Annotated in this window: 17 protein-coding genes and 23 tRNA genes; 8 read left to right on the plus strand and 32 right to left on the minus strand. The window is 43.8% G+C overall.

Annotated features, from left to right (window positions below; translation table 11 throughout):
- Positions 1-190: 190 nt before the first annotated feature.
- The 3 genes from RMY63_RS09960 to pds all read right to left on the minus strand — a co-directional run bounded on the left by RMY63_RS09960 (position 191) and on the right by pds (position 2785).
- Positions 191-282, minus strand: a tRNA-Ser gene (locus tag RMY63_RS09960).
- Between the two features lie 147 nt (positions 283-429).
- Positions 430-1362, minus strand: a complete 933-nt coding sequence (crtB, locus tag RMY63_RS09965; protein WP_322728561.1) for a 15-cis-phytoene synthase CrtB — start codon at positions 1360-1362, stop codon at positions 430-432.
- Positions 1346-2785, minus strand: a complete 1440-nt coding sequence (pds, locus tag RMY63_RS09970) for a 15-cis-phytoene desaturase (RefSeq protein WP_322728562.1) — start codon at positions 2783-2785, stop codon at positions 1346-1348. Before pds ends, crtB begins: the two co-directional genes overlap by 17 nt.
- Before the next feature lie 443 nt (positions 2786-3228).
- On the opposite strand from pds, the gene RMY63_RS09975 reads away from it, so the two are divergent.
- Together RMY63_RS09975 and RMY63_RS09980 are read left to right on the plus strand one after the other, a co-directional pair.
- Entirely contained in the window at positions 3229-4317 is a 1089-nt protein-coding gene (locus RMY63_RS09975) for a glycoside hydrolase family 3 protein (RefSeq protein WP_322728563.1), read from the plus strand.
- Between the two features lie 524 nt (positions 4318-4841).
- Positions 4842-6158, plus strand: coding sequence for a M64 family metallopeptidase (locus RMY63_RS09980; RefSeq protein WP_322728564.1), 1317 nt, complete (start codon positions 4842-4844; stop codon positions 6156-6158).
- Between the two features lie 180 nt (positions 6159-6338).
- Here RMY63_RS09980 and RMY63_RS09985 read toward each other — a convergent pair whose 3' ends face one another.
- From RMY63_RS09985 to RMY63_RS10095, 23 genes are all read right to left on the minus strand, one after another.
- Positions 6339-6494, minus strand: coding sequence for a hypothetical protein (locus tag RMY63_RS09985; RefSeq protein WP_322728565.1), 156 nt, complete (start codon positions 6492-6494; stop codon positions 6339-6341).
- 132 nt (positions 6495-6626) lie between these two features.
- Positions 6627-6700 (minus strand) — tRNA-His (locus tag RMY63_RS09990).
- Between the two features lie 6 nt (positions 6701-6706).
- Positions 6707-6780, minus strand: a tRNA-Ala gene (locus tag RMY63_RS09995).
- An 84-nt stretch (positions 6781-6864) separates the two neighbouring features.
- A tRNA-Arg gene (locus RMY63_RS10000) sits at positions 6865-6938 on the minus strand.
- Positions 6939-7128: 190 nt separating this feature from the next.
- A tRNA-Gly gene (locus RMY63_RS10005) sits at positions 7129-7199 on the minus strand.
- Positions 7200-7203: 4 nt separating this feature from the next.
- Positions 7204-7276, minus strand: a tRNA-Thr gene (locus RMY63_RS10010).
- Between the two features lie 96 nt (positions 7277-7372).
- Positions 7373-7445 (minus strand) — tRNA-Leu (locus tag RMY63_RS10015).
- A gap of 3 nt (positions 7446-7448) precedes the next feature.
- Positions 7449-7521, minus strand: a tRNA-Pro gene (locus RMY63_RS10020).
- Position 7522: 1 nt separating this feature from the next.
- A tRNA-Leu gene (locus RMY63_RS10025) sits at positions 7523-7600 on the minus strand.
- A gap of 6 nt (positions 7601-7606) precedes the next feature.
- Positions 7607-7682: transfer RNA gene (locus tag RMY63_RS10030), tRNA-Leu, on the minus strand.
- A gap of 6 nt (positions 7683-7688) precedes the next feature.
- Positions 7689-7764, minus strand: a tRNA-Gln gene (locus RMY63_RS10035).
- Positions 7765-7767: 3 nt separating this feature from the next.
- Positions 7768-7840, minus strand: a tRNA-Gln gene (locus RMY63_RS10040).
- Between the two features lie 36 nt (positions 7841-7876).
- Positions 7877-7951, minus strand: a tRNA-Asn gene (locus RMY63_RS10045).
- A 6-nt stretch (positions 7952-7957) separates the two neighbouring features.
- Positions 7958-8032 (minus strand) — tRNA-Phe (locus RMY63_RS10050).
- A gap of 21 nt (positions 8033-8053) precedes the next feature.
- Positions 8054-8128, minus strand: a tRNA-Arg gene (locus tag RMY63_RS10055).
- A 4-nt stretch (positions 8129-8132) separates the two neighbouring features.
- Positions 8133-8222 (minus strand) — tRNA-Ser (locus RMY63_RS10060).
- A 4-nt stretch (positions 8223-8226) separates the two neighbouring features.
- Positions 8227-8328: transfer RNA gene (locus RMY63_RS10065), tRNA-Tyr, on the minus strand.
- 7 nt (positions 8329-8335) lie between these two features.
- A tRNA-Glu gene (locus RMY63_RS10070) sits at positions 8336-8406 on the minus strand.
- Positions 8407-8462: 56 nt separating this feature from the next.
- Positions 8463-8534, minus strand: a tRNA-Trp gene (locus RMY63_RS10075).
- 6 nt (positions 8535-8540) lie between these two features.
- Positions 8541-8613: transfer RNA gene (locus RMY63_RS10080), tRNA-Met, on the minus strand.
- 10 nt (positions 8614-8623) lie between these two features.
- Positions 8624-8696, minus strand: a tRNA-Cys gene (locus tag RMY63_RS10085).
- A gap of 72 nt (positions 8697-8768) precedes the next feature.
- A tRNA-Asp gene (locus RMY63_RS10090) sits at positions 8769-8842 on the minus strand.
- 118 nt (positions 8843-8960) lie between these two features.
- Complete coding sequence (locus RMY63_RS10095; protein ID WP_322728566.1) at positions 8961-9155, minus strand: hypothetical protein; 195 nt, start codon at positions 9153-9155, stop codon at positions 8961-8963.
- Between the two features lie 194 nt (positions 9156-9349).
- Here RMY63_RS10095 and RMY63_RS10100 point away from each other — a divergent pair, with 194 nt between their 5' ends.
- Positions 9350-10195, plus strand: a complete 846-nt coding sequence (locus RMY63_RS10100) for a polysaccharide deacetylase family protein (RefSeq protein ID WP_322728567.1) — start codon at positions 9350-9352, stop codon at positions 10193-10195.
- 168 nt (positions 10196-10363) lie between these two features.
- Here RMY63_RS10100 and RMY63_RS10105 read toward each other — a convergent pair whose 3' ends face one another.
- From RMY63_RS10105 to RMY63_RS10115, 3 genes are all read right to left on the minus strand, one after another.
- Entirely contained in the window at positions 10364-10756 is a 393-nt protein-coding gene (locus tag RMY63_RS10105) for an alr0857 family protein (RefSeq protein ID WP_322728568.1), read from the minus strand.
- A gap of 16 nt (positions 10757-10772) precedes the next feature.
- Positions 10773-11279 carry an HNH endonuclease gene (locus RMY63_RS10110; protein WP_322728637.1) on the minus strand — a complete coding sequence of 169 codons (507 nt, stop codon included), beginning with the start codon at positions 11277-11279 and terminating at the stop codon, positions 10773-10775.
- A gap of 114 nt (positions 11280-11393) precedes the next feature.
- A complete protein-coding gene (locus RMY63_RS10115; RefSeq protein WP_416212501.1) occupies positions 11394-11633 on the minus strand; it encodes a hypothetical protein in 240 nt (79 codons plus the stop codon).
- A gap of 83 nt (positions 11634-11716) precedes the next feature.
- Here RMY63_RS10115 and RMY63_RS10120 point away from each other — a divergent pair, with 83 nt between their 5' ends.
- The 3 genes from RMY63_RS10120 to RMY63_RS10130 all read left to right on the plus strand — a co-directional run bounded on the left by RMY63_RS10120 (position 11717) and on the right by RMY63_RS10130 (position 15627).
- Positions 11717-12052 (plus strand): hypothetical protein, encoded by a 336-nt coding sequence (locus RMY63_RS10120; protein WP_094347436.1) that lies wholly within the window; start codon positions 11717-11719, stop codon positions 12050-12052.
- Positions 12053-13012: 960 nt separating this feature from the next.
- The gene (locus RMY63_RS10125; protein WP_322728570.1) at positions 13013-15031 is read left to right on the plus strand and encodes a GAF domain-containing sensor histidine kinase; all 2019 of its coding nucleotides are present in this window, start codon (positions 13013-13015) and stop codon (positions 15029-15031) included.
- Positions 15032-15075: 44 nt separating this feature from the next.
- Positions 15076-15627, plus strand: a complete 552-nt coding sequence (locus tag RMY63_RS10130) for an SRPBCC family protein (protein ID WP_416212503.1) — start codon at positions 15076-15078, stop codon at positions 15625-15627.
- Between the two features lie 95 nt (positions 15628-15722).
- On the opposite strand, the gene RMY63_RS10135 is transcribed toward RMY63_RS10130, so the two are convergent.
- Positions 15723-15795 (minus strand) — tRNA-Glu (locus RMY63_RS10135).
- Between the two features lie 326 nt (positions 15796-16121).
- Between RMY63_RS10135 and RMY63_RS10140 the strand changes: the two genes are divergently transcribed.
- On the plus strand, positions 16122-18026 hold the full coding sequence (locus tag RMY63_RS10140) for a cation:proton antiporter (protein ID WP_322728572.1): 1905 nt from the start codon (positions 16122-16124) through the stop codon (positions 18024-18026).
- Positions 18027-18113: 87 nt separating this feature from the next.
- Here RMY63_RS10140 and RMY63_RS10145 read toward each other — a convergent pair whose 3' ends face one another.
- Entirely contained in the window at positions 18114-18731 is a 618-nt protein-coding gene (locus tag RMY63_RS10145; protein ID WP_322728573.1) for a cytochrome b N-terminal domain-containing protein, read from the minus strand.
- A gap of 90 nt (positions 18732-18821) precedes the next feature.
- Positions 18822-19517, minus strand: a complete 696-nt coding sequence (locus tag RMY63_RS10150) for a lipase (RefSeq protein WP_322728638.1) — start codon at positions 19515-19517, stop codon at positions 18822-18824.
- Positions 19518-20137: 620 nt separating this feature from the next.
- On the opposite strand from RMY63_RS10150, the gene RMY63_RS10155 reads away from it, so the two are divergent.
- Positions 20138-21655, plus strand: a complete 1518-nt coding sequence (locus RMY63_RS10155) for a hypothetical protein (RefSeq protein ID WP_322728574.1) — start codon at positions 20138-20140, stop codon at positions 21653-21655.
- The last annotated feature ends 72 nt before the right edge of the window (positions 21656-21727 follow it).

Below are 21727 nucleotides of genomic sequence, written 5' to 3' on the forward strand. Positions count from 1 at the left end.
ATTACTCTTACTCCTCAAAATACTTAGGAGCTTAAAAATAAAATCCAAACTAGATTTGTAACTTAGCTGAATCTTATCAAGACTCCAAAAGATAAATCATATCATCCATCTTTGGGAGTAGGAGTATTTACCCGGCATTAATATTTAATTTTGCACACAGAATTACCTCCGTGTATCAAATACCTGGAAACGGAGAGGGAGGGATTCGAACCCTCGGTACGGAGTTGCCTGCCGTACAACAGATTAGCAATCTGCCGCTTTCGACCACTCAGCCACCTCTCCTGACTCACGAATAATAATGATAGCAGGTTTGTGGGTAAGAGTCAATAGTTATTTGTCATTTGTCATTTGTCATTGGTCATTTGTCATTGGTCACTGGTTATTTATAAAGTACTGAGGACTAAGGACTAGGGACAAATGACTAATTATTTAAAGAACTTGCGATCGCATCCAAGCTATGGGCAAGGTGCGTAACTTTTTCCACTGGGGAACGAAAGCCCGCTGACTGAATACATCGTAATCGTTGCGTTCAATCGCCTCCAAAATTTGACCGTACAGCATTGATGCTGCCCACACAGGCCAACGGGCATCGGATGCTAGATAAGTAATTCCCCGGTCGGATGTAGTGTAAAATTGGCGGGCCCTAGCAATTTGAAAGCGCATCAATGCCCGCCAACGCTCATCTACCACGCCTTTGAAGAAGTCTTGCTCGGTATAGTTGAATTTTGCCAAGTCTTCAAGGGGAATGTAGATCCGTCCCCGTTTGGCATCTTCTCCCACATCCCGCAAGATGTTGGTGAGTTGATTGGCAATTCCCAGAGCGATCGCTTCTTCTGTGGGAACATAAGGTTGGATGTCTTGCTGCCACGGTGCTGCATATATGGTGCTATCCACACCCATAACTGATGTTGACATTAAGCCAACAGTGCCTGCAACACGGTAACAGTAAAGGTATAACTCCTCAAAGGTTTCATAACGACTGCGATATAAGTCCATGCGCTGACCGGCAATCATATCCCGAAATGGCTGAATGTCCATCGGAAAGCGCTGGAGAGTATCAACTAAAGCTACATCGTAATTTTCTAATGGGTGTCCCGCAAAAATCGATTCCAGCTGCTGTTCCCATAGGTCTAGGGTTTCTGGCGTGGTAATAGCAGATGCGGGGCCATCCACCAATTCATCTGTACGGCGACACCAAGCGTAAATTGACCAAATAGATTGACGTTTTACCGGACTCATCAGCAAAGTACCCAGGTAAAAAGTCTTGGCATACTTTGCTGTGAGATGCCGACAAAGTTTGTAGGACTCGTCTACAGAGACCAGCGTTTTCATGCGCGGCGGGGAATCAGGCAGTTGCAGCATTCGTTGCGGGCGGTCGGGTGAGCGTTTGCAGGTTTGAGGAATTTGCTACCGGGAGAGCCTCAGAAATCGCCTGCGCTGTTAGCTTACCAGAAAGTACGGCACCTTCCATACTGCCTAAGTAGCGTTGCATAGTATAACTTCCGGCGAGATAGAAGTTGGCAATGGGCGTAACTTGTGCGGGACGGTACTGTTGACGACCAGGGGTCGCTTTGTAAACTGAACGCGGCGTTTTCACCACATGAGATTTCAGCAATGTTGCTGGATTGTCTCCCCCAAAGTGGTCGGGGAAAAGTTTTTCCAATTCAGCAAGCGTTGCAGCCACAATCTCCTCATCGGATTTGGCAATCCAATCTTTTGCCGGAGCTAGAACTAATTCCAGCATTGAGCGATTGGGGTTGGCGTATTCACGGCAGGTATTGCTCATATCAGCATAAACGCTTAGGAGGGGCGATCGCGAAAAAAGTAGGTGATCAATTTCTGTAAGTTTCCGGTCAAACCACAGATGCAGGTTAATCACTGGTACTCCTTCTAAACCTTCTAGCTTTTGAAAAAACTCCATCAGTTTCCAAGGTTTAGGTAACATGACTTTCAAAGGGTCAACTGAAATGGCAGATACATAGGCATCAGCCGTCACAACTTCATCTTCTGCGCCATTTAACCCTCGAATCAAGTATCCCTTCACCGTGCCATCGGCGTTGAGCAAAATTTCTTTCAAGGGGGCATTTAACTGCACTTCTCCACCGCGTTCTGTGATGTAATCTCCGATTGGCCTGCATAGCCGTTCTGTGGGAGAACCATCCAAAAATGCAATCTTGGAGCCATATCGTTCTTGCAAAAAGCGATTCAGTGCAGTTAAGAGAATCGTTGCCGAAACTTCATCAGGATTGATAAAGGTGAGGGCTTTACATGCGGCGATAAAAACGTCACTAGTTACCCGCTCGTCTACACCTTGCCTTTTCAACCACTCTAAGAAGCTGTATTTGTCCATGTCTTCAACATACTTTTGACCCCGAATCACTGCCGGAAGTAGGCCAATTGCAAATCGAATCTTCTGCTCCCAAGTCAACATGTCTTTGTTGCGAAGAATCGACGCAATTACGTTGAAAGGAGATGGAATATCTGGAACATCAAAACGTGATAGTGTCCCAGGCTTGTCTGGTTGATTGAAAATCAGCGTATGCTCTTTCCACTGGAGTCTGTCTTCAATGCCCAACTCCTTGAGCAATTGCAGCATATTCGGATATGCCCCAAAGAAGGCGTGTAACCCGGTTTCGTACCAGTCGCCGTCAGAGTCTTTCCACGCCGCAACCAGACCACCCAGTACGTCCCGGCTTTCCAAGACAATGGGAGTATGACCTGCGTCCGTGAGATATTTCGCGCAGGAAAGTCCTGCTAGACCAGCACCCGCGATCGCTACTCGCATTTAACCCTAATGCCCTTCAATATTTCTTAATGGTTTTATCGTTCTCATTATACGTTGCAATCCGTAACATTTGGCAGTTATTGTGCGATCGCTTCCCCAAAAAACTTTTGCTAAAGGGAATTTTACCTACGCGCACCTACCCAAACAAATTGCCAATAATGGTATTGGCAATAGCTTTGCGGCGCACACTTTATCTATATTTACATGCAAGTGATTTCGGGAAACAAAAGTATTTCCTTTGACTGAAAATAGCTAATTTTAAAAGTTATCTGAAAGTAGTTGATTTCTTTGCTAATTTGTGTATTGGATCTGAAAAAATATCTGGGGTATTGCTTAAAGACTACTTGGAAAACTTTCCACTTCTTATAAGGTGTAGGATAAAGGTCTATGTCCTCTAGGTTGAATAACCAGTTATTTCCCGCACAACTTATAGGTAAAAGATTATGGGTGTATCGCAAGAGTTAAAACGCTTTGGACATCACCTGATTCTAGGTATTTCCAGCACTACATTAAGCGATGACGATAAACGCGCACTCAATGAATTAAGTCCAATTGGGGTGATATTTTTTGCTAAGAACTTTTTGGATGGCACTCCATATCAGGTTTGGCTAGAAAGCTTCAAAGATTTAAACAGGCAGATACGAGAATACACTGAGCGTGATTCCATGTTCATCACTCTCGATCATGAAGGAGGTCGTGTAATTCGTACACCACCGCCAATTACCCGCTTTCCTCATGCCTTATTGCTGCGATCGCATGCTTATGAAGTAGCAAAAGCCACAGCGGTAGAACTAAAATCATTGGGAATTAATTTATCTTGGGCACCAGTAGCCGATATTTTTTCCCATCCTGACAACCCCGTGATTGGGCCTCGTGCCTTTGGTAACACTCCCGAAACTGCTACTCAAGGTGCGCGTGACTATTACCTTGGACTTCGAGATTCAGGAATTTTAGGATGCGCCAAACACTTTCCCGGACATGGAGACACCAGCAAGGACTCTCACATCGAGCTACCAATACTGAATTTAACTCTAGAAGACCTACGACTTCGAGAACTTATACCTTTCAGAGCTTTAATCGAAGTCCAGATTCCTTTGATTATGACTGTCCATATCTTATTTCCCAAGATAGATCCTGATGTGCCAGGAACGCTTTCCCAGGCTATCCTCAAAACCATACTTAGAGAGGAACTTGGCTTTGAGGGAGTGATTGTATCTGATGATTTGGATATGAAAGCTATCTCAGATATGTTTATGAAAGCTGGTACTGTGGCGCGGTCATTTAATGCAGGCTGCGATCTGTTTATTGTGTCGCGTAATATTAATTCATCATCTATTCAAAGAACTTATCAGATTGCTGAAGATTTTGCTGATTCTCTGAATAACGGTAGCTTGGATGAAACAGTGGTAGAAGCCGCTAGAGAAAGAATTGAGAAACTACTGGCAGTAACACTGCAACATCCCATACATACTTTGGATAAAGATGTATTATTGCAACATGCTCAACTAGCGATCGCGAGTTGCTATTCATAACCCAACGTGCATTCAAGTTGCATATTAGCGTTGCCAAAAGGCTAACTAAGATTGCATTTCTTAATGCGTGAATTTTGAATCCGTGAATTGTTTAGTGGGTGGTATAGGGGTCGAACCTATTTCTGCGGGTTAATGGGACTTAAACAAAACTAGAAATGAAAAAAGGGTATAATGTTGAACTAGCACAGCTTTCACGTTGAAAAAGTTTTTGGCGTACTGTACGCGGGCGCGCAGGCGCGTTGACTCAAACAGCGAATCAAAACTCATTAGCTTTGAAGTCTCTAAAAATCCGAAAAAGGGAAATTCAAGTTTGTAGATAAAGCAATATAGCGGTTATCAGTCTTCTGAAGTACGGTAGCAGCAGTGAGTAAACCAACCGAGTAAATTTTCTATCGTCACTTCTGCGAATGCCGCATCTAATGCCTGGAGTAAATCAGGGTACGACCAGTTATCAGTAGAATTGCTCTCTCCTAGTGTACTACACTAGACTGATAACTGCTATATACAAACTTAAAGGAACCAATATGAAAGGCTTAGACCGCAAGAGTCCGAAATCTGTTTGGGGGGTTTTGGCTACAGCTTGTGGAGCCGTTTCCATGTTAACAGCCACACTAGGAATACCGGCCTCGGCACTTGCTGCTACTCTAAACTATAGAGATGAAGCTGGACGTTCCCTTAATAATGACGGGAATATCTTAACAACAATCGTCAACAATGGTCCATCTTCCAATCGTGTAGATGTTGTTTTTTTGGGTGATGGCTACACTTCAGCGGACTTAGCAGCGGGAATCTACGACAATCAGATTAATAACTATCTTAACTACAAGTTTTCTAACTCGTTGAATTCCGACCCATTTTTTCGATACCGCAACTATTTCAATATACACAAGATCAACGTAGTGTCTAACGAATCAGGGGCTGATGTTCCGCCACTGGGCATTTTTCGTGACACAGCGCTTGATGGCACCTACTATTTTGATGGAGTGACTGAGCGGTTGCTTTATGTCAATACAAGCAAGTCCGACAGCGTGCGTGACCTGGCTCTTACTGGAGCGGAGTTCACTGCCGAGATGCAGTATGTGACGATCAATGACACTAAGTACGGAGGCGGAGGTGGAGATTACGCTGTTTACGCAGGGAGTAATGCTTCATCATTAGAAGTTGCCCTGCACGAAGTTGCTCACTCCTTTAGCAATTTGGCTGACGAATACGGCGGCTTTACCAATCCCTACACTGGAGCGGAACCGAGCGAAGTCAATGTTACTAATGACGCTACAGGTGACAAGTGGTCGCGTTGGAATGGATATAACCAACCGGGAATTGGGGTTATTGGTGCTTATGACGGTGGGCGCTATTACGATAGAGGAATTTACCGTCCGTCGAACAATTCTAAGATGCGTTCCTTGAACCAACCGTTCGATGTGGTTGGACGTGAGAAAATTATTCTTGATATCTATGATTTGGTTAATCCCTTGGATTCTTGGCTTGACAACAGCACGCCATTAATCAATCCTGATCAACTTTTTGTGAATGTCATCGACGACAGTGTTATTAACTTAGAGTGGTTTGTCGATGGTACTCTCATTCCGCTAGTTAGTGGAGAAACGTTTAACTTGAGCGATTTTGGTTACGGAGCTGGCGATTACGTCGTCTCTACTCGTGCCTTTGATCCGACCGGGTTTGATCCTGTTGATGGCTGGGTGCGGACGAATCAGAGTAACTTGGAACAGTTTGTCTCCTGGAATGTGACAATTACTTCTGTGCCTGAACCTTCTACTACTCTGGCATCTATAAGTCTTGGGTTAATTTGGTTAGCAAGTTCTCGGAGGAAGCTATGCTAGTTCAACATTATACTCTTTTTTCATTTCTAGTTTTGTTTAAGTCCCATTAAGAGCTATCTGCACAGCCGGTATGCCAACCACCCTAGTTGATTTAAGAAATGAGTTGGTGCGATCGTATTACATCGCAAATCTTGTAACACCAAACTTAGATATCAATCCACCAGGGAGGTACTGCCCCTCCTATTTCTGTGTTATCAGCACAGCGCCTCGCTTTTCGGCTTCAGGTGGATAAGTGGAAGATGGAGGAATCGTAGCAAGATCCCGTAGGGTACCCCTACAGTTGCCCATACCCTGGTTTTCAAGACCAGTTGCTGTCCATTCAGCAGCATCTTCCATTAACAATTCGTAATTTGTTATTACGTATAGATGAGGATTTAGACCCCAACCATAACTTTCAACGACCCGTAGAGATCGTGGACTCTAACCAGATTTTTAATTACGAATTACGAATTAGTAATTATGTTGAGGGGTGTCTGACGGGACTTGAACCCGCTATGACTGGTTCCACAAACCAGCGCCTCAACCACTTTGGCTTCAGACACCATCAGTGGAATCAATGGGACTTGAACCCATGACCTCCTGCTTGCAAGGCAGGCGCTCTAGCCAACTGAGCTATGACCCCATCAAACAAGTCAAAAGTCAAAAGAAAGAATTTAATTATTTTTCTTTTTTTTACTTTTTACTTTGCTCTTTTTACTTGTTTAGGCGGGAGTGGTAGGACTTGAACCCACAACTTTCGAGGTAGAAACTCGAAGCTCTATTCCATTGAGCTACACTCCCAATATTTGGTGGTTCTGGCAGGAATTGAACCCGCAACATTCTTCTTGTAAGGAAGACACTCTACCAATTGAGCTACAGGACTACGCAAGCGAGTGGAGGGACTTATTCGCGCAGCGTTCTCGAAGAGTACCCACGCACTGAGTATGGCGCACTCAGATGCTACCGATTACATCACACCCGCAAGTTTCAGAGCGGACGGCGAGATTTGAACTCGCACGAAGACGGTGGAAACGTCCCATGCTACCGTTACATCACACCCGCATCAAGCTGGTAACAGGAATTGAACCTGCAACCTACTGATTACAAGTCAGTTGCTCTGCCAATTGAGCTACACCAGCACTAATTTTGGTGACGGGGGCAGGGGTCGAACCTGCTGATGCTCAAGTTATGCAGACCAATGAGCCACCGTTGCTCTATCCCCGCATATTCACCAATACCCCTGACTGGACTCGAACCAGCAAACACAAGGTCTAAACTTGCGACGGTTTCCAATTGCGTCACAGGGGTATATCGGGATGGCAGGATTCGAACCTGCGACTCCATGCTCCCAAAGCATGGCTTCTGGCCACTGAATTACATCCCGTTGGTACTCCTGGTGGGAGTCGAACCCACAAACAAACAGATTTTAAGTCTGCTACCTCTTCCAATTGGGCTACAGGAGCAAGTTTTGGTACTCTTGGTGGGAATTGAACCCACAACATCCGTTTTTGAGACGGCAGCCTCTTCCAATTGGGCTACAAGAGCAAAGTTTGGCAGCCCCACCAGGACTCGAACCTGGAATCTTCGCCTTCAAAGGGCGTTATGTTGCCAATTACACCACAGGGCTTTATTGCCAGGGCAGGGTTTGAACCTGCAACCTCATCGTTCAGAGCAATGCGACTTACCAATTCGTCCACCCGGCATTAAACAATTCGTAGTTCGTAATTACGAATTATGATTGGCTGCCTCAGTAGGACTCGAACCTACAACCGCGCGGTTAACAGCCGCTTGCTCTACCATTGAGCTATGAGGCAACGAAGCCCCCCAAGTCGGAATCGAACCGACGACCTCCTGTTTTTCAAACAGGCGCTAACTACCAACTGAGCTACCGGGGGATAAAAGAAGAGATTATGTCACGAGAGCGGAGGGATTTGAACCCTCAAATCTTCAGTTTCGTAGACTGAGATGTTATCCAGTTACACCACACTCTCAAGGCAAAGAGAACAGGATTTGAACCTGCGACGGGTATTAACTACCCGCTTCCTCTTAGCAGGAGGACGCTTTGGGCCACTCAGCCATCTCTCCACAGTGGGTCGAGCAGGATTTGTAGCTTGCTTCCCGAAGGGTACCTGCGTGCAAAAAAGAACAGTTTTACAGACTGTCGCCTTCAGCCAGACTCGGCCACCGACCCATAATCATTCCCTCGACGAGAATTGAACTCGCATCTGTGCTTTGAAAGAGCACTGACTTAACCATTCGTCCACGAGGGCATAATTTACCGAATTTTAGATTTTAGATTAAATTTATTAATCTAAAATTGTCTGACACAGGGACTAGGATTTGAACCTAGAACATCGGATTTGGAGTCACGAGGTGTTACCGTTACACCATCCCTGCATTTGATGGCAGTGGCGGGATTTGCACCCGCATATACCAGGGTATGAACCTGGGGCTTCGCTAATTAAGCTACACTGCGATCGCACCAGAGGCTGAGGTGAGATTTGAACTCACGATATCGGTTTTGCAGACCGACGCCTTCGACCACTTGGCTACTCAGCCATTTGGGAGCCTCGACGGAAGTTGCACCTACTTGAGAGGTGCAGCGACTTATCTAGTCGTCACAAGGCTACACGGGAGCAACGAGAATCGAACTCGTAACCTATCGCTCGACAGGCGATCGCTCTAGCCACTTGAGCTATACCCCCATGTTTGATATCTGTGCCTAATATTTAGGTTTTTAGGCACAGATTTTATTGGTGAACTTGCCCATTTCTTATTTAGTTTTCAAGGTTCAGAAAATTTACTTTTTACTGTTAGAAACTGTTAGGAAAACAACCGAAACTCTAGGTAGCAAGCCTGTTGTGTATTACGGATGTATTCAGTGGTTTTGATCAGTGCAAATTTAGAACTTTTTTCGTTTATTGCCTCTACTGCCGATGGTTTGCAAGTAGGAGCAGCTTTGTTGACTGGGGACTCTGGTTTATCCCAGCGCCTCTGTTTTAGTTGTATGTAGAACATAACTTTGACTTTTGAGAGGCTTTGTCTTTCGCCTCACTACAATATACTACAAAATACTACAAGAGGTGTCAAGGGGTTTCAGAAAAATTTTTTGATATTGTCTAGAAAAGCTTCTGCACTTATATTTGAGCTTGCTAAACCCTTTGAAAAGTCAAACTACAGCTTATGATTGGGTGAATCTTTAAAAGTCTGACGTGACAAACAACTTTCTCAAGCGACAACAGATAATTAGTTTTGTCGCGATCGCCTCTAGTATTACAGCTTGTAGTATTACTCCAGGTATCTCCCCACAATCGGGGTTGAACCAGCCACTAAGCAAGATTCATACTGCACTTCAAGATCCAGCAAAGGGCCAAATTAATGCCCAGCTACCACCATCAGTCAAAGTAGAAAACCCTACCTTTACAGTCCCAGATAAATTTCAGGGAAAAACTGTTTATCAGGTGCAACCCAGCAACAATGAAAAGGTTATTGCTCTCAGCATTGATGATGGCCCCTGGCCAAAGACAACCCTAGAAATGCTGGATATCTTGAAGCAAAATGATGTTAAAGCCACATTCTTTTGGGTAGGACAAGCTTTACAAGCAAATCCAGACTTAGCCAAGCGTGAAGTAGCCGAGGGACACGCCATTGGCAACCATACTTGGCATCATTGGTATCGGCGAATGGATGAAGCCACAGCCAAAAGTGAAATCGATCGCACAGCCGATCTGATATACAAAACTACAGGAGTTAAAACTACTCTGTTTCGTCCTCCTGGAGGCTTTTTAAACAACGGACTAGCCGCTTACGCCAAAAGCCAGAAAGATGCTGTCATTATGTGGTCGCTAACTTCCGCTGATACCGATCCTCACGCCAAACCACAGGCATTTGTAAATAATGTCCTCAAAGGCGCGAAACCTGGTTTTATTGTTTTAATGCATGATGGTGGTGGCGATCGCCACAGAACTGTAGAAGCTTTGCCACAAATCATCAGCGGACTCAAACAGCAAGGCTACCGATTTGTGACAATTCCTGAACTGTTAAAAATGGCGCAATAAAGGGTGAGAAATATTACTCCCTGAATTTTAGATTTTAAATTTGGGATTTTGGATTGAATAGTCCAAAATCCCAAAAGGTCTGTTCTGGCAGTGTCTCCAAGAGTTGCCCCCGAATTTCAACGCCAGAACAAATCTAAAATCCAAAATTAAGTCACCTTACTATTTCGTTTATTCGCTCATCACAGAAGCATTGCTCTCTTGAGCTTCTTGCCAAAGTTTGTGCAAAAAGAACTCAGCGCGATCGCTCATAGTGGTGACAAACACACCGACAGCATCCTTAGAACTAACTGATAGCCAAGAACCCCGTAGGGTGACTTCCATATATTCGGCATCGCATGCACAGAGGGCAATAATTTCTCTGTCATCTCTTTTTACCTCAGCCCTCAATACTTCTACTCCTGGCAAATCAACAGGAAGCAAAAAGGAAGCGGTAGTGGGTTCAATGCACAAACCTTGCCCAACTCGCAGGGCGAAAATCACTCGTTGCGCTACCCATTCTTCTAGTGACAGAGTGACACATTCCAAATCAAAACTGCTTTCAGTGTAAGTTAATTTCAGCATTCCTTATGCTCTCCTGTTATTCCAGGTTTGCTTGCATATCTATCCAAAACTGTTCAGCAAAAGAAATCGCAGGGTGGATTGGCGCTTTTGGTTTGGTACACAGCTGCATACCAACTTCAAACAGAGTGCGATCGCCTTTACGGGAGTTACATCTTTCACAAGCTGCGACTACGTTATCCCAAGTGTGAGCACCGCCTTTAGAACGCGGCATCACATGATCTAGCGTTAGATGTTTGCTGCTGCCGCAATATTGGCAACTGTGATGGTCTCGTCGCAATACTTCCCGCCGATTCACTGGCGGAACTTTCCACATCCGCTCATTAGAAGTGATTGTCAAGCGAATATGTTTTGGCACATCAATTACCAAACTGGGTGAGTGAACTTGCCATCCGCCTTCTGTGGTAAAACCCAGCGGTTGCGCCTTGTTGGTTACTAACAGCACAATCGCCCGCTTGATATTGACCCGACATAGTGGCAAGTAATTTTGAGAAAACACCACCACAGATTGCTCTAACACTTGCATTGCGTTCGCGCCGCGCATGGAAGATATCGTCACAGCTTAACTCCTTATAAAAAAACCCCCGCTTCAAGTTTTCGGTGAAGCGGGGGTTAGAATTGACCGGAAAATTTTCTGGTCTCATATCGGTACAGGATTCCTTTGCCTGTACCCCCCGCTTTTTTGATTTAGTTGTGGTTTTGCAATTAGTGCACTAAAGCCTACATACTTATAATCATCATTACCCTCTGTGATTTGCCCATGATTTCGGCTACCATCGCCCATAAATAAATACTCCACTTCCATAGCAGCTGATTCCCAATTGGTTCGGCAATTGGTAGCGGACAAAATGGAAGTAGAGATGGGGTAAATGGATTTCACAGAAAATTTCACCTATTGAACATTCCTTTAAACATACTACACTTGTATTACTATCCTGTCTATACCTTTAAGGAGAAAAACTGATGCATACGATCGCTCGCACCCCAACCACTGATATGGAAGTTACCAGCATTCGCCTAGAGCGGGAACTCAAAGATAAGCTCAAAGAAATAGCTGGGAATCAGGGATATCAAGCTCTGATCCGAGATATCCTTTGGAATTATGTTCAGCAAAAATCAGGTGAGTGGAAGCCTCGATTTTCGCGATCCGATATTCGAGCTAGCATAGCTGCCACAGCTCAGCAAGAAGAACGCTGTGTACTTACAGGTCAACTAATTCAACCCCAAGAACCGATGTTGTTAGGACTAACGAGGAATGGCGATATGGTTCCTCTGAGTGTCGAGAGTTTGGCTGGATAAACTTCGTCCATTTTGAAACCTGAAGTAGGGCGGGTCGAAAAGCCCGCCACTACCAGCAGGGAGTAAAAGATACTCTTACTACTTTAAAAAATGGCGTTGCAGAACAGGGGGATGAATTTAGGCAAGCAGGGGGTGCAGGGGAAGCATGGGGAGAAATTTTATAACTTGCTAAATCATCCCTTAATTCAGCAACGCCTAAAAAATATAGTTCTCAAAATAGATGTGGTTTAGTTTTATATTCAGACGAATGCAGCCCAGTTATTTTTACTAATAACTGGGCTGCATTCAAAATTCGGCAAGAACTACCGCGACATCTGGTCAGCAAGAATTTAAGCTCTACTCCAAATCTCTATCACAAGTTGGAAACAAGACGCTTACGAACTCGCTACCATCGTTACACTATCAGTGTAGGTTTGAACACGAGTGTATCTCGTTGGCGCAGTCTCTCGTAGAGGAGAGAAGCCTACACTGCAAGAGCAACCTCCTCGCGCCTCCTTTACTTTTATTGATATTTTACTGAGAGTTACGGAGATCAAAGAGTAGCTTGTTAAACCTACTAGTTTTTTCAAAAATTGTAATAAAGCTTTATAAAGTAAGTTAGGTGATTTTACGTGATAAAGAAGGCAGTTTTCCTGTAATTCCAGAGAAATTACGGTTTATGTATACTTACAGACAGGATAAAGTTAGTGAATTATTTCAAGATAGAGCAGTTAAAAATAAGCTAACTTAAGCATCTATAGGATATCTTAAGTATTTTATTACTTATGTACTAATGTAGCAATTTGCTTGATGTAGTGGAAATTTGGCCATCTGAGATAGAAAAGGGCTATAACAGGTGAGAGAAAGTATTCACACAAAATTTGTTAATTATCAAGGTGTAGCAACACAACTAACGGTGAAGAATATGCCAAAAAGTTGGGTGCAAGAACAAAGGGGTTATTATCCGAGGGCGTGCCAGAAATGAAAAAGCCTTTATCATCGCCGCCACATTACGTAGATGACATAGATCGACTACAACCTTACCAAGTCAAGCTGATGCAGCATCAGGAAGAACCTGCCCGCGAGTTGGTACAAAAGATTAACCAAATCATTGCTAGTAGTTCGGCTACAGCTTTGATGCTGCAAGAGATTGCCCAATTGCTAGGAGTTGCTTTTCAAGTAGATTGCTGCTGCTTGGTTTCAGTGGCGGATGAAACATCAGACGAAGCAACTACTACTAATTGGTGTGCTGATGAGTATCTAGGGTTGCCACACCCAGAAGAAATGTTTTCGATGGAACAGTTGCTTATGCACTCGCCAGTGCTGCAATGTGCTGCCCAACCATTGACTATTGAAGACATTTCCATCATTCAAAATAGTCTGGTAGTTGGGTGTCAATATTTACCACTACCGATAAAGGCGGTTTTGGCAATTCCCACTCGGTTTGGTGGCAATAATAATGGAGTGATTAATCTGATTAAATTCCAGCCTTATGAATGGAGTGAATCAGAAAAACAATTGCTTAAAGAAGTAGAGTCGGCTTGCGCGATCGCTTTTTCTGGAGTGGCACAAGCTCAACAAATTACTCATCAAGAGCAATCCCTGCAAAAGAGCAAGCAGCATCAAAGCTTGATCAAGCAATTAACTATATTGAGTCGTAGCAACTTGGAGCTCAATCAAATGCTCCAGTTAGTCATCACCTCGAGTGCCGAATCTCTACAGGCAGATCGGGGTTTGCTCATATTACTGAAATATACAGATCCACTATTTAAGACTCAAGCTAAAAAACAAATCCCGAAAGCGAAAGCTACCGTGATTGCTCAATGGGCTAGAGAAACCCAAAATTCCGGCACTAGTCAACTAGATACCTTAGCTGAGTCTTTCTTGATTTCCGACTGTGGTTTATGCCAGCGTGCCTTCATGGATTCTGGGAAACCAGTAATCTTCGATGACTATACAGCTCAAAACGATACCTTGACAGCTGCCCTATTATTTGCAATAGAGAAATTGCCTGCGGTACTTTTAGTGCCATTGGAAAGTCAAGGTAAAATTTTAGGATTCTTGGTGCTACAGCAATCTGTGATTCGCAGTTGGCAACCAGCAGAATTAAATCTTGTGGAAATGGTTTGTGCTCAAGTAAGTAACGCCATAATTCAGTCACAGACATTGCGCCAAGTGCAAACTTTGGTAGATGAACGGACGGCGAAACTCCAGAGTAGTCTGGAACTCCAGGCAAAATTGCATGAAAGAACACGGCAATATGTCGAGCAGCTGCGAAAACTTAACGAACTCAAAGATGAATTTTTGAGTAACATGAGCGATCGCCTACGCTACCCCTTGACAAATATGCTGATGTCAATAAAAAACTTGCGTTTGCCAGGAATAGCACCAGAGCGTCAGTCTAGATATCTAGATATTCTTGAGCAGGAATGTTCAAAGGAAATCAACTTGATTAATGACTTGTTGACCCTCCAAAAGCTAGAGTCACCTCACGAAGCCCCGCAACTAGAATCTATAGATTTAAATACTAGAATTCAGGATATAGCAGCATCTTTTGAGAAAAAACTTGGCGAAAAGGGATTAAAAATTTCTGTAGATTTGCCGGAGGAATCGCTCAAACTGCAAACTGAACTGGAGAGCTTTGACCGCATCCTGCAAGAATTATTAACGAATGCCTGTAAATACTCAGAGTCTGATACAATAGTTCGCCTTGAAACGGCTCACCGAGTCGATCAACAAATCGATCAAGTTATCATGAAGGTGACGAATATAGGACGTGCCATCTCTGAAGAAGAAGCGACCTACATCTTTGATAAGTTCCGTCGTGGAAAAGGGCGTTGGACTCCAGGGACTGGCTTGGGACTTGCTTTAGTCAAGTCTTTAGTGCAGCATCTGAATGGAGCGATCGCTGTTGAAAGTCTGCCAATTTCGGATTCTGAACAGAGCGAAATTTGCTTCACCTTGACTTTGCCCCAATTTTCTGACGAAAGCAAACCATAATTCTGAAAGTGACTAAAAAACAGAACACCACAGAGAACCCTGATTTGCAGTCTTTTGCTGATGACACCAACCTGGAAGGGGATTTGCCTGCTAAGGTAGATGTTCAAATTGAGAAAATAGCAGAGCGACAGCGGCAAATCAGTGCTAAAATCCAAATTCCTCACCCAATAGAGCAAATCTGGAAGGTTCTGACAAATTATGAAGCCTTACCTGACTTCATCCCCAACCTCGCCAAGAGTTGTCTAATCGAGCATCCCAATGGTGGAATTCGACTGGAGCAAGTAGGCTCGCAACGCTTATTGAATTTGAACTTTTGTGCGCGGGTAATTCTAGATTTGGAAGAATGCTTCCCTAAAGCAATTAATTTCCGCATGGTAGAGGGAGATTTTAAAGGCTTTTCTGGTAGCTGGTGCTTAGAACCTTATTCTTTCGGTGAGTATCTAGGAACAAATCTGTCCTACACAATTCAAGTTTGGCCTAAACTCACTATGCCGGTGGGAATTATTGAAAATCGCCTGAGCAAGGATTTGCGATTAAATCTTTTGGCTATTCACCAACGTGTAGAAGAACTAGCCAGTAAAGAACCGTATCCATAAAAACAATCAAACCATCATTCAGGTGTATTTCTTGGATGATGGTTTTTATTGCTAGATTTCAAACAAAAAAGCTTTTGCTTTTTATTGCTTTTAAGTACCCCCAGGGGAATTCGAATCCCCGTTACCTCCGTGAAAGGGAGGTGTCCTAGGCCTCTAGACGATGGGGGCATTGGACTCAGACCTTTTATAAGCTAACCAATTTCCTTACCGTTGTCAACAGGTTTTGCCAAAAAAAGTTTCTGGCAGCTAAACTGGGTGGAAGCAAAAGCTCGAAGAGGATACAAAGATATGGAGACAGATAAAAAAGTTCGTAGATGCTTCTGCGGTCAGCCGCAGGGTGCGTCAGCATTGGGCGCTGGGAATTTTGGGGTATACACATATCTAAAAAACGCTGAAGACAGCAAGGAACAAAGAGTATGATGTTGTACCCTGTAGAGTTAATATCTACGGTTTTTTACAAGAGATTTTGAAATAAATCGCTCAAAATCTACAACATGGAAGCATCTTTTGAAATCACCATACAGATGGCGATTGCGGTCTTTGCAGGCATTAGCGCCCAAGTGCTGGCTGCATACCTTCGTGTACCCAGCATCGTCTTGTTATTGCTGTTGGGCATTTTGTTTGGCTCTGATGGCATAGGGCTATTGCATCCTCATTCGCTAGGCACTGGACTGGAAGTTATAGTCGCCCTCGCAACGGCAATCATTTTGTTTGAAGGCGGACTTAACTTGGATCTGCGTGAGTTAGGTAGAGTTTCAGTCAGCCTACAATTGCTCGTCACTCAAGGAACGCTAATCACCTTGCTTGGCGGGAGTATGGCTGCTCACTGGCTAGGTGAATTTCCCTGGAACATAGCTTTTCTCTATGCTTCCATAGTCGTAGTGACAGGCCCAACCGTCGTTGGCCCATTGCTCAAACAAATCAATGTAGATCGACAAGTGGCAACACTTTTGGAAGGAGAAGGGGTTTTAATTGACCCTGTAGGGGCTATCCTCGCCTTCGTTGTCCTCGATACGATTTTGAACGGCGATGCTGACCCGATCAATGCGATCGTCGGTTTACTTATACGTCTGGGTGTTGGAGCAGCAATTGGTGGTGCTGGCGGTTATCTGATGAGTTTGATTTTCAAACGCGCCAGTTTTCTGTCATTTGAGCTAAAAAACTTAATGGTGTTGGCGATACTTTGGAGCTTGTTTACCTTATCGCAGATGATCCGCAGTGAATCGGGAGTAATGACAACAGTAGTTGCAGGAGCAGTCTTTGCTAACTCCTCAGTCCCGGAAGAACGTCTGTTACGCAGCTTTAAAGGTCAGCTGACAATTCTCAGTGTCTCGGTGCTATTTATCTTATTAGCTGCTGACCTATCCATTGCCAGTGTGTTTGCTTTGGGTTGGGGTAGTTTATTCACCGTTTTGGTACTAATGTTCGTCGTTCGCCCGATTAATATCCTCTTGTGTACCTGGAACAGTGACCTAAACTGGCGACAGAAACTGTTTTTAAGCTGGGTTGCTCCGAGAGGAATTGTTGCTGCCTCTGTAGCTTCTTTTTTTGCGATTTCGTTGACACAGCGCGGCATTAATGGCGGTGATTCGATCAAGGCTCTAGTATTCTTGACAATTATCATGACTGTTGTCTGCCAAGGGCTAACAGCTGGCTGGGTTGCCAAATGGCTGCAAATCACCTCTAAGGATGTAACTGGAGCAGTGATTGTAGGTTGTAATCCTTTGAGTCTTTTGATTGCCCGCTTCTTTCAAGAACGGGGAGAAAATGTGGTGATGATTGATACTGACCCCGAATGTCTTGTGCAAGCCGAGGCGCAAAATCTCCGGGTGATTGCCAGCAGTGCGTTGGATGCTACTGTTTTGGAAGAGGCAGGACTTGCTTCTATAGGTACTTTTTTGGCGATGACAAGTAATGGTGAGGTGAATTTTGTTTTGGCTCAACGAGCAGCTGAGGAGTTTAAACCCCCGCGCGTCTTAGCAGTTTTTCCCCGCGATCCGCAAGCGAGTACCTCGGCAAGTAATAAAGTTAATCAAGCTTTTATCCCAGACTTAGCGATTAAAACTTGGAATGAATATTTGAATGATGGGCGAGTGAAGTTGGGGACAACTACGCTAGATGAGTTTGAGTTTTCGACTCAATACGATCGCATCCAAGAAAAGATTCGGACTGGGGTGTTGATACCGCTATTGGTAGAACGAGCAGAACGCTTACAGGTAATGCCAGCTAACCAAGATTGGGAAATTGGCGATCGCATTATTTATCTGCTGCATGACCCCAGACCTAGCCTTTTAAAACGTTTATCTGGTGCTACCCAATCTACTCCCCTTTCTCTAGAAAAGTTACCAGAGGTTGAAGACCTATCCCTCGCCCAATTATCTGAGGCTTCTGGGGGATGAGGGGGATGAGGGGGATGAGGGAGCAGGGGAAGAATAATTACTAACTCCTAACTCCTAACTCTTGTACAGACGCGATTAATCGCGTCTCTACTCCAAACTCCTAACTCCTAACTCAGCTTGATACATTTGCGATTCCTGCCACAATAAAGCCGATAAATGTACTATGGCCAGAATTAACGTCGTTACCGAAATCAGATAACTGTGGATTGTGTAAAGGTGTTCGACGGTAATTGTGTTAATGGCTCCACCACCAGTCAGGATGTCGCGCAGTTGCCCACCAATCAAAGGAATGGCTTCGATGGTTCCTAGCTCAATACTAAAACGCCAGTACCCTTCCTGAGTCCAATCTAAAATCATCGCTGTCCAATCCAGACCGATCGCACTTAGGGTTAAAAAAATCACACTAATCCAAGCAGCCAGCCAACTCTTGCGAAATTGCCGACCTAAAAACATCACTACAATTTGAATTAAGGCGATCGCAATTACCGCATTACCAGCAAGATCATGCGCTCTCCAAAACAACCACCCGTATGGCAGCTGTGTATTGATCATCTTCAATGAGTTATAAGCTCCGCCTGCTGTCGGTTCATAGTAAAAAGAAAGCATTACTCCGGTAGAGATATAAATTAAACACAGAGTCAAAATCACGACTGATAATATCGTCGCTATTCGTCGCAAAATCTGATCGAACTGGGTGCTTTGCATGGCTCACCCCTCCTGTTCTTAACTAAGTATTTATTCTTATTACGATTTTAGCTAATAAATTTTACTTTTCTTATATAAAAATAAAGTTTTTTAAATCAAATATTGCACCCAAGCTTTTAAGGGTTCTGGTGAGCCATACCAAATTCCAGGACTTCTGGGAGAATGCTTGACACCTTCAATTATCAGATTTTCTGCCCCCTCCAAATGAGCAGCTTCAATGGGCGTAATGCCATCTCCCCAAGTGCTACCCTTACCACAGGTTAATTGGTAACTACTGTAAGCTAACCAACTACCAGGCCGTCTTTTCCCAAAGATAGTTTTACCAGCCACACAAACGTAACGAACGTTTTTGTAAAAAGCTCCTGGGTAGTTATTGGTGACAAAATCCAGATTGGAGCGTGTCCAGCGTTCTTGGCTAATATGGGGTGTACCCAAGGTGATGAGAGTCGCAACCAAAGGATGCGCTTGCCAAAGAAATGGTTTGACATTACCGCGTACCAAATAGGGCTTTTCTCCCATGTAAATGCGGGATATCCAACCTCCGGCTGAGTGACCAATTAAGTTAATTTGAGTAGCATTGTGTTGCTCTAATATATGCTTGATCGTGTAATCGAGTTGTTGCAGAATCAGGGTTACAGGTCTTCCTCCCAAAGTGGGGAACCAGTCACGCCTTTGCAGTGGTACTGTAACTGTGGGAAAATCTAAGTTTTTTAGGGATTGTTCTAGTTGGCGATAAGCGATCGCACTTTCTAGATATCCAGGCAAAATAACTGTCGGTAAAGGCATTTGAAATTTTGGATGCAATGATTGAGGGTTTGAACTTTTTTTTTTGGCGAAGAAGTAGTCATATTCAGGAACTAGAATTGCGATCGTCTGACTCACTCCTTGGAGAAAAACCAATAGCTTTGGTGAAATTTAAGGCGAAAATGTCAATAAAATTGTACAACTTGCAACAGTTTGAGGGGCTGCCAATGTGGTAGTATTTTCAAATAGGGCTCAGTCTCAAAGAAACACGTGTGTCATCTGTTACAGAAGTGTAGTTGACTGAAAATACAGTTTAAAAAACAAGGCAACTTCGGCAGATGTTTTAATGTATTCAAACTTGTGCGTTTACTTAAACTTTATAAAACTCCCAGATATTAATTTTAATTGCGTGCGTCATCACAATAAAAAATCAAAAGTTAGTAATTTTTCAAATATCTCTTTAGCAAGCTCGAATTTTGAAGATATGATACAGCGTCATTAGATTAATTAGAAACTTGAATAAATGGCAATTTTGGCGTTTTGATTGCCAACTGAAAAAGTTATTATTTCCTTATGAGGAACGCATCTCTTGCAAGATATTGCAATGTCGTCAAGGGAAAATCGCTAGTAAACTGCAACTGAGTGAGTGAACGATAACAGCTATGTCTTACGTCTCCCTGCTGAAAAATATACCAGAAATTTTAAGCCAGCCAATTGGGATAGCAGCTATAGCCTCCCTTGGTATCCACGGTGCGATCGCCATGATCGTACCACTGATGCCGATGGAGTCTAACAACCCCAAAGAAACAGCATCATCCAAAACAGTCGGACTTTTGGAATTGAGCCAAGCCGACCAAAACCGTTTGCCGCAAACCACACCCCAAATTGGTTTACAACAATTACCTCCAGTTGCCCCACTTGCTGCTCCAAACTTTAGCGTCCAACCGGGATTAACCCCATTAGCGCCATCACCATCCGGTCAGCTGGTATTACCTCCGCTACCAGCATCATCAAATAACTATCGAGTCTCTTCCTTGCCTACAAGGCAGTCTTTGCGGATGATTCCTAGTGATAATTTGCGGTTTGATGCGTCTAAATTTGATAGTTCTAAATTTAATACCAGCGCCAGATTCTCTCGACCAGTTCCTCGCGTGAATGTGAATGAGAGCGTCGCCAAATACGAGCCACCTAAACCGCTAGCTGTAAATAGGTTGCCAGAATTGCAGTCGCAGCAAATACCTGCCGATATTCTGAGGAATGCCCAACCTCCAATCTTATCTGACAGTACACCCGTTGAAACAGCACAGGTAAATACGAATTCTGTGCCAATTCAGCCAATGACGCAACCAATTCCGAATGCGTCGTCTACAATTGCTCAAAACCCACTGATAAATTCTCTAAAACAAGCTCCAAGGAATGGGAATACATTAATTGGAACTAGGGCAAGCACGCTACAAACAGCAGATTTATCAGCGAAGGGAAATCAACAGGCAATTGCACAGCTAGACTCCTACGCCAACCTGAGAAAGGAAGTCCAGCAACAATACCCTAACGCTGAACAAAAACCAGTCATCCGCCAAACATTATCCACGGATAAATCAAATCTTGAAGGTGCTGTTTTGGGTGTATTAGTGGTAGATCCTGATGGTAAGGTGTTAGATATCAAATTTCAAGACAAGTTAATTTCCCCGGAATTGCAATTAAAAGCAAGGCAATACTTCAACAAGCAATCCCCCAAGGGAGATAGACAGATTAGTTCCTATCCATTTAACCTACGTTTCCAAAACAGCACGAGCAATTTTACTGGGACTACTCAAGAGCAAAAGCCTTCGTCATTATCTGCACCGAGAATCAATAACAATAAGGGTACTCCCTCACCAGCAGCTACTTTTAAACCATTACCTAATTTACAAATCAGAAATAACCCGCCTACATCCTCACCAACAGGTACTCTCAAACCATTAACTGCACCAGCAGCTACTCCCAAACCATTATCTGAACTGCAAATTCAAAATAACCAGCCTACGCCTTCATCGGCAGCTACTACTTCTGAACCGTTATTGTTGCCGAAAATCAATCAGGGTCAGCCTACATCTGCTGCTGAATCGGATGATAAAAAATTAGTAGAACGGTTGCGCGAAGTCAAGGAAAGCAGACAAAAGTCTAATCCAGAAAAATAATCACCCAGCGCCTGGGTTAAAAGTTATTAGACTTCTGGCATGAATCAATGAGCTTTCACCCTAAATTCCTTT

This window comes from Nostoc sp. ChiQUE01b, from assembly GCF_034531255.1.
In the GTDB taxonomy this organism is placed as follows: domain Bacteria; phylum Cyanobacteriota; class Cyanobacteriia; order Cyanobacteriales; family Nostocaceae; genus Nostoc.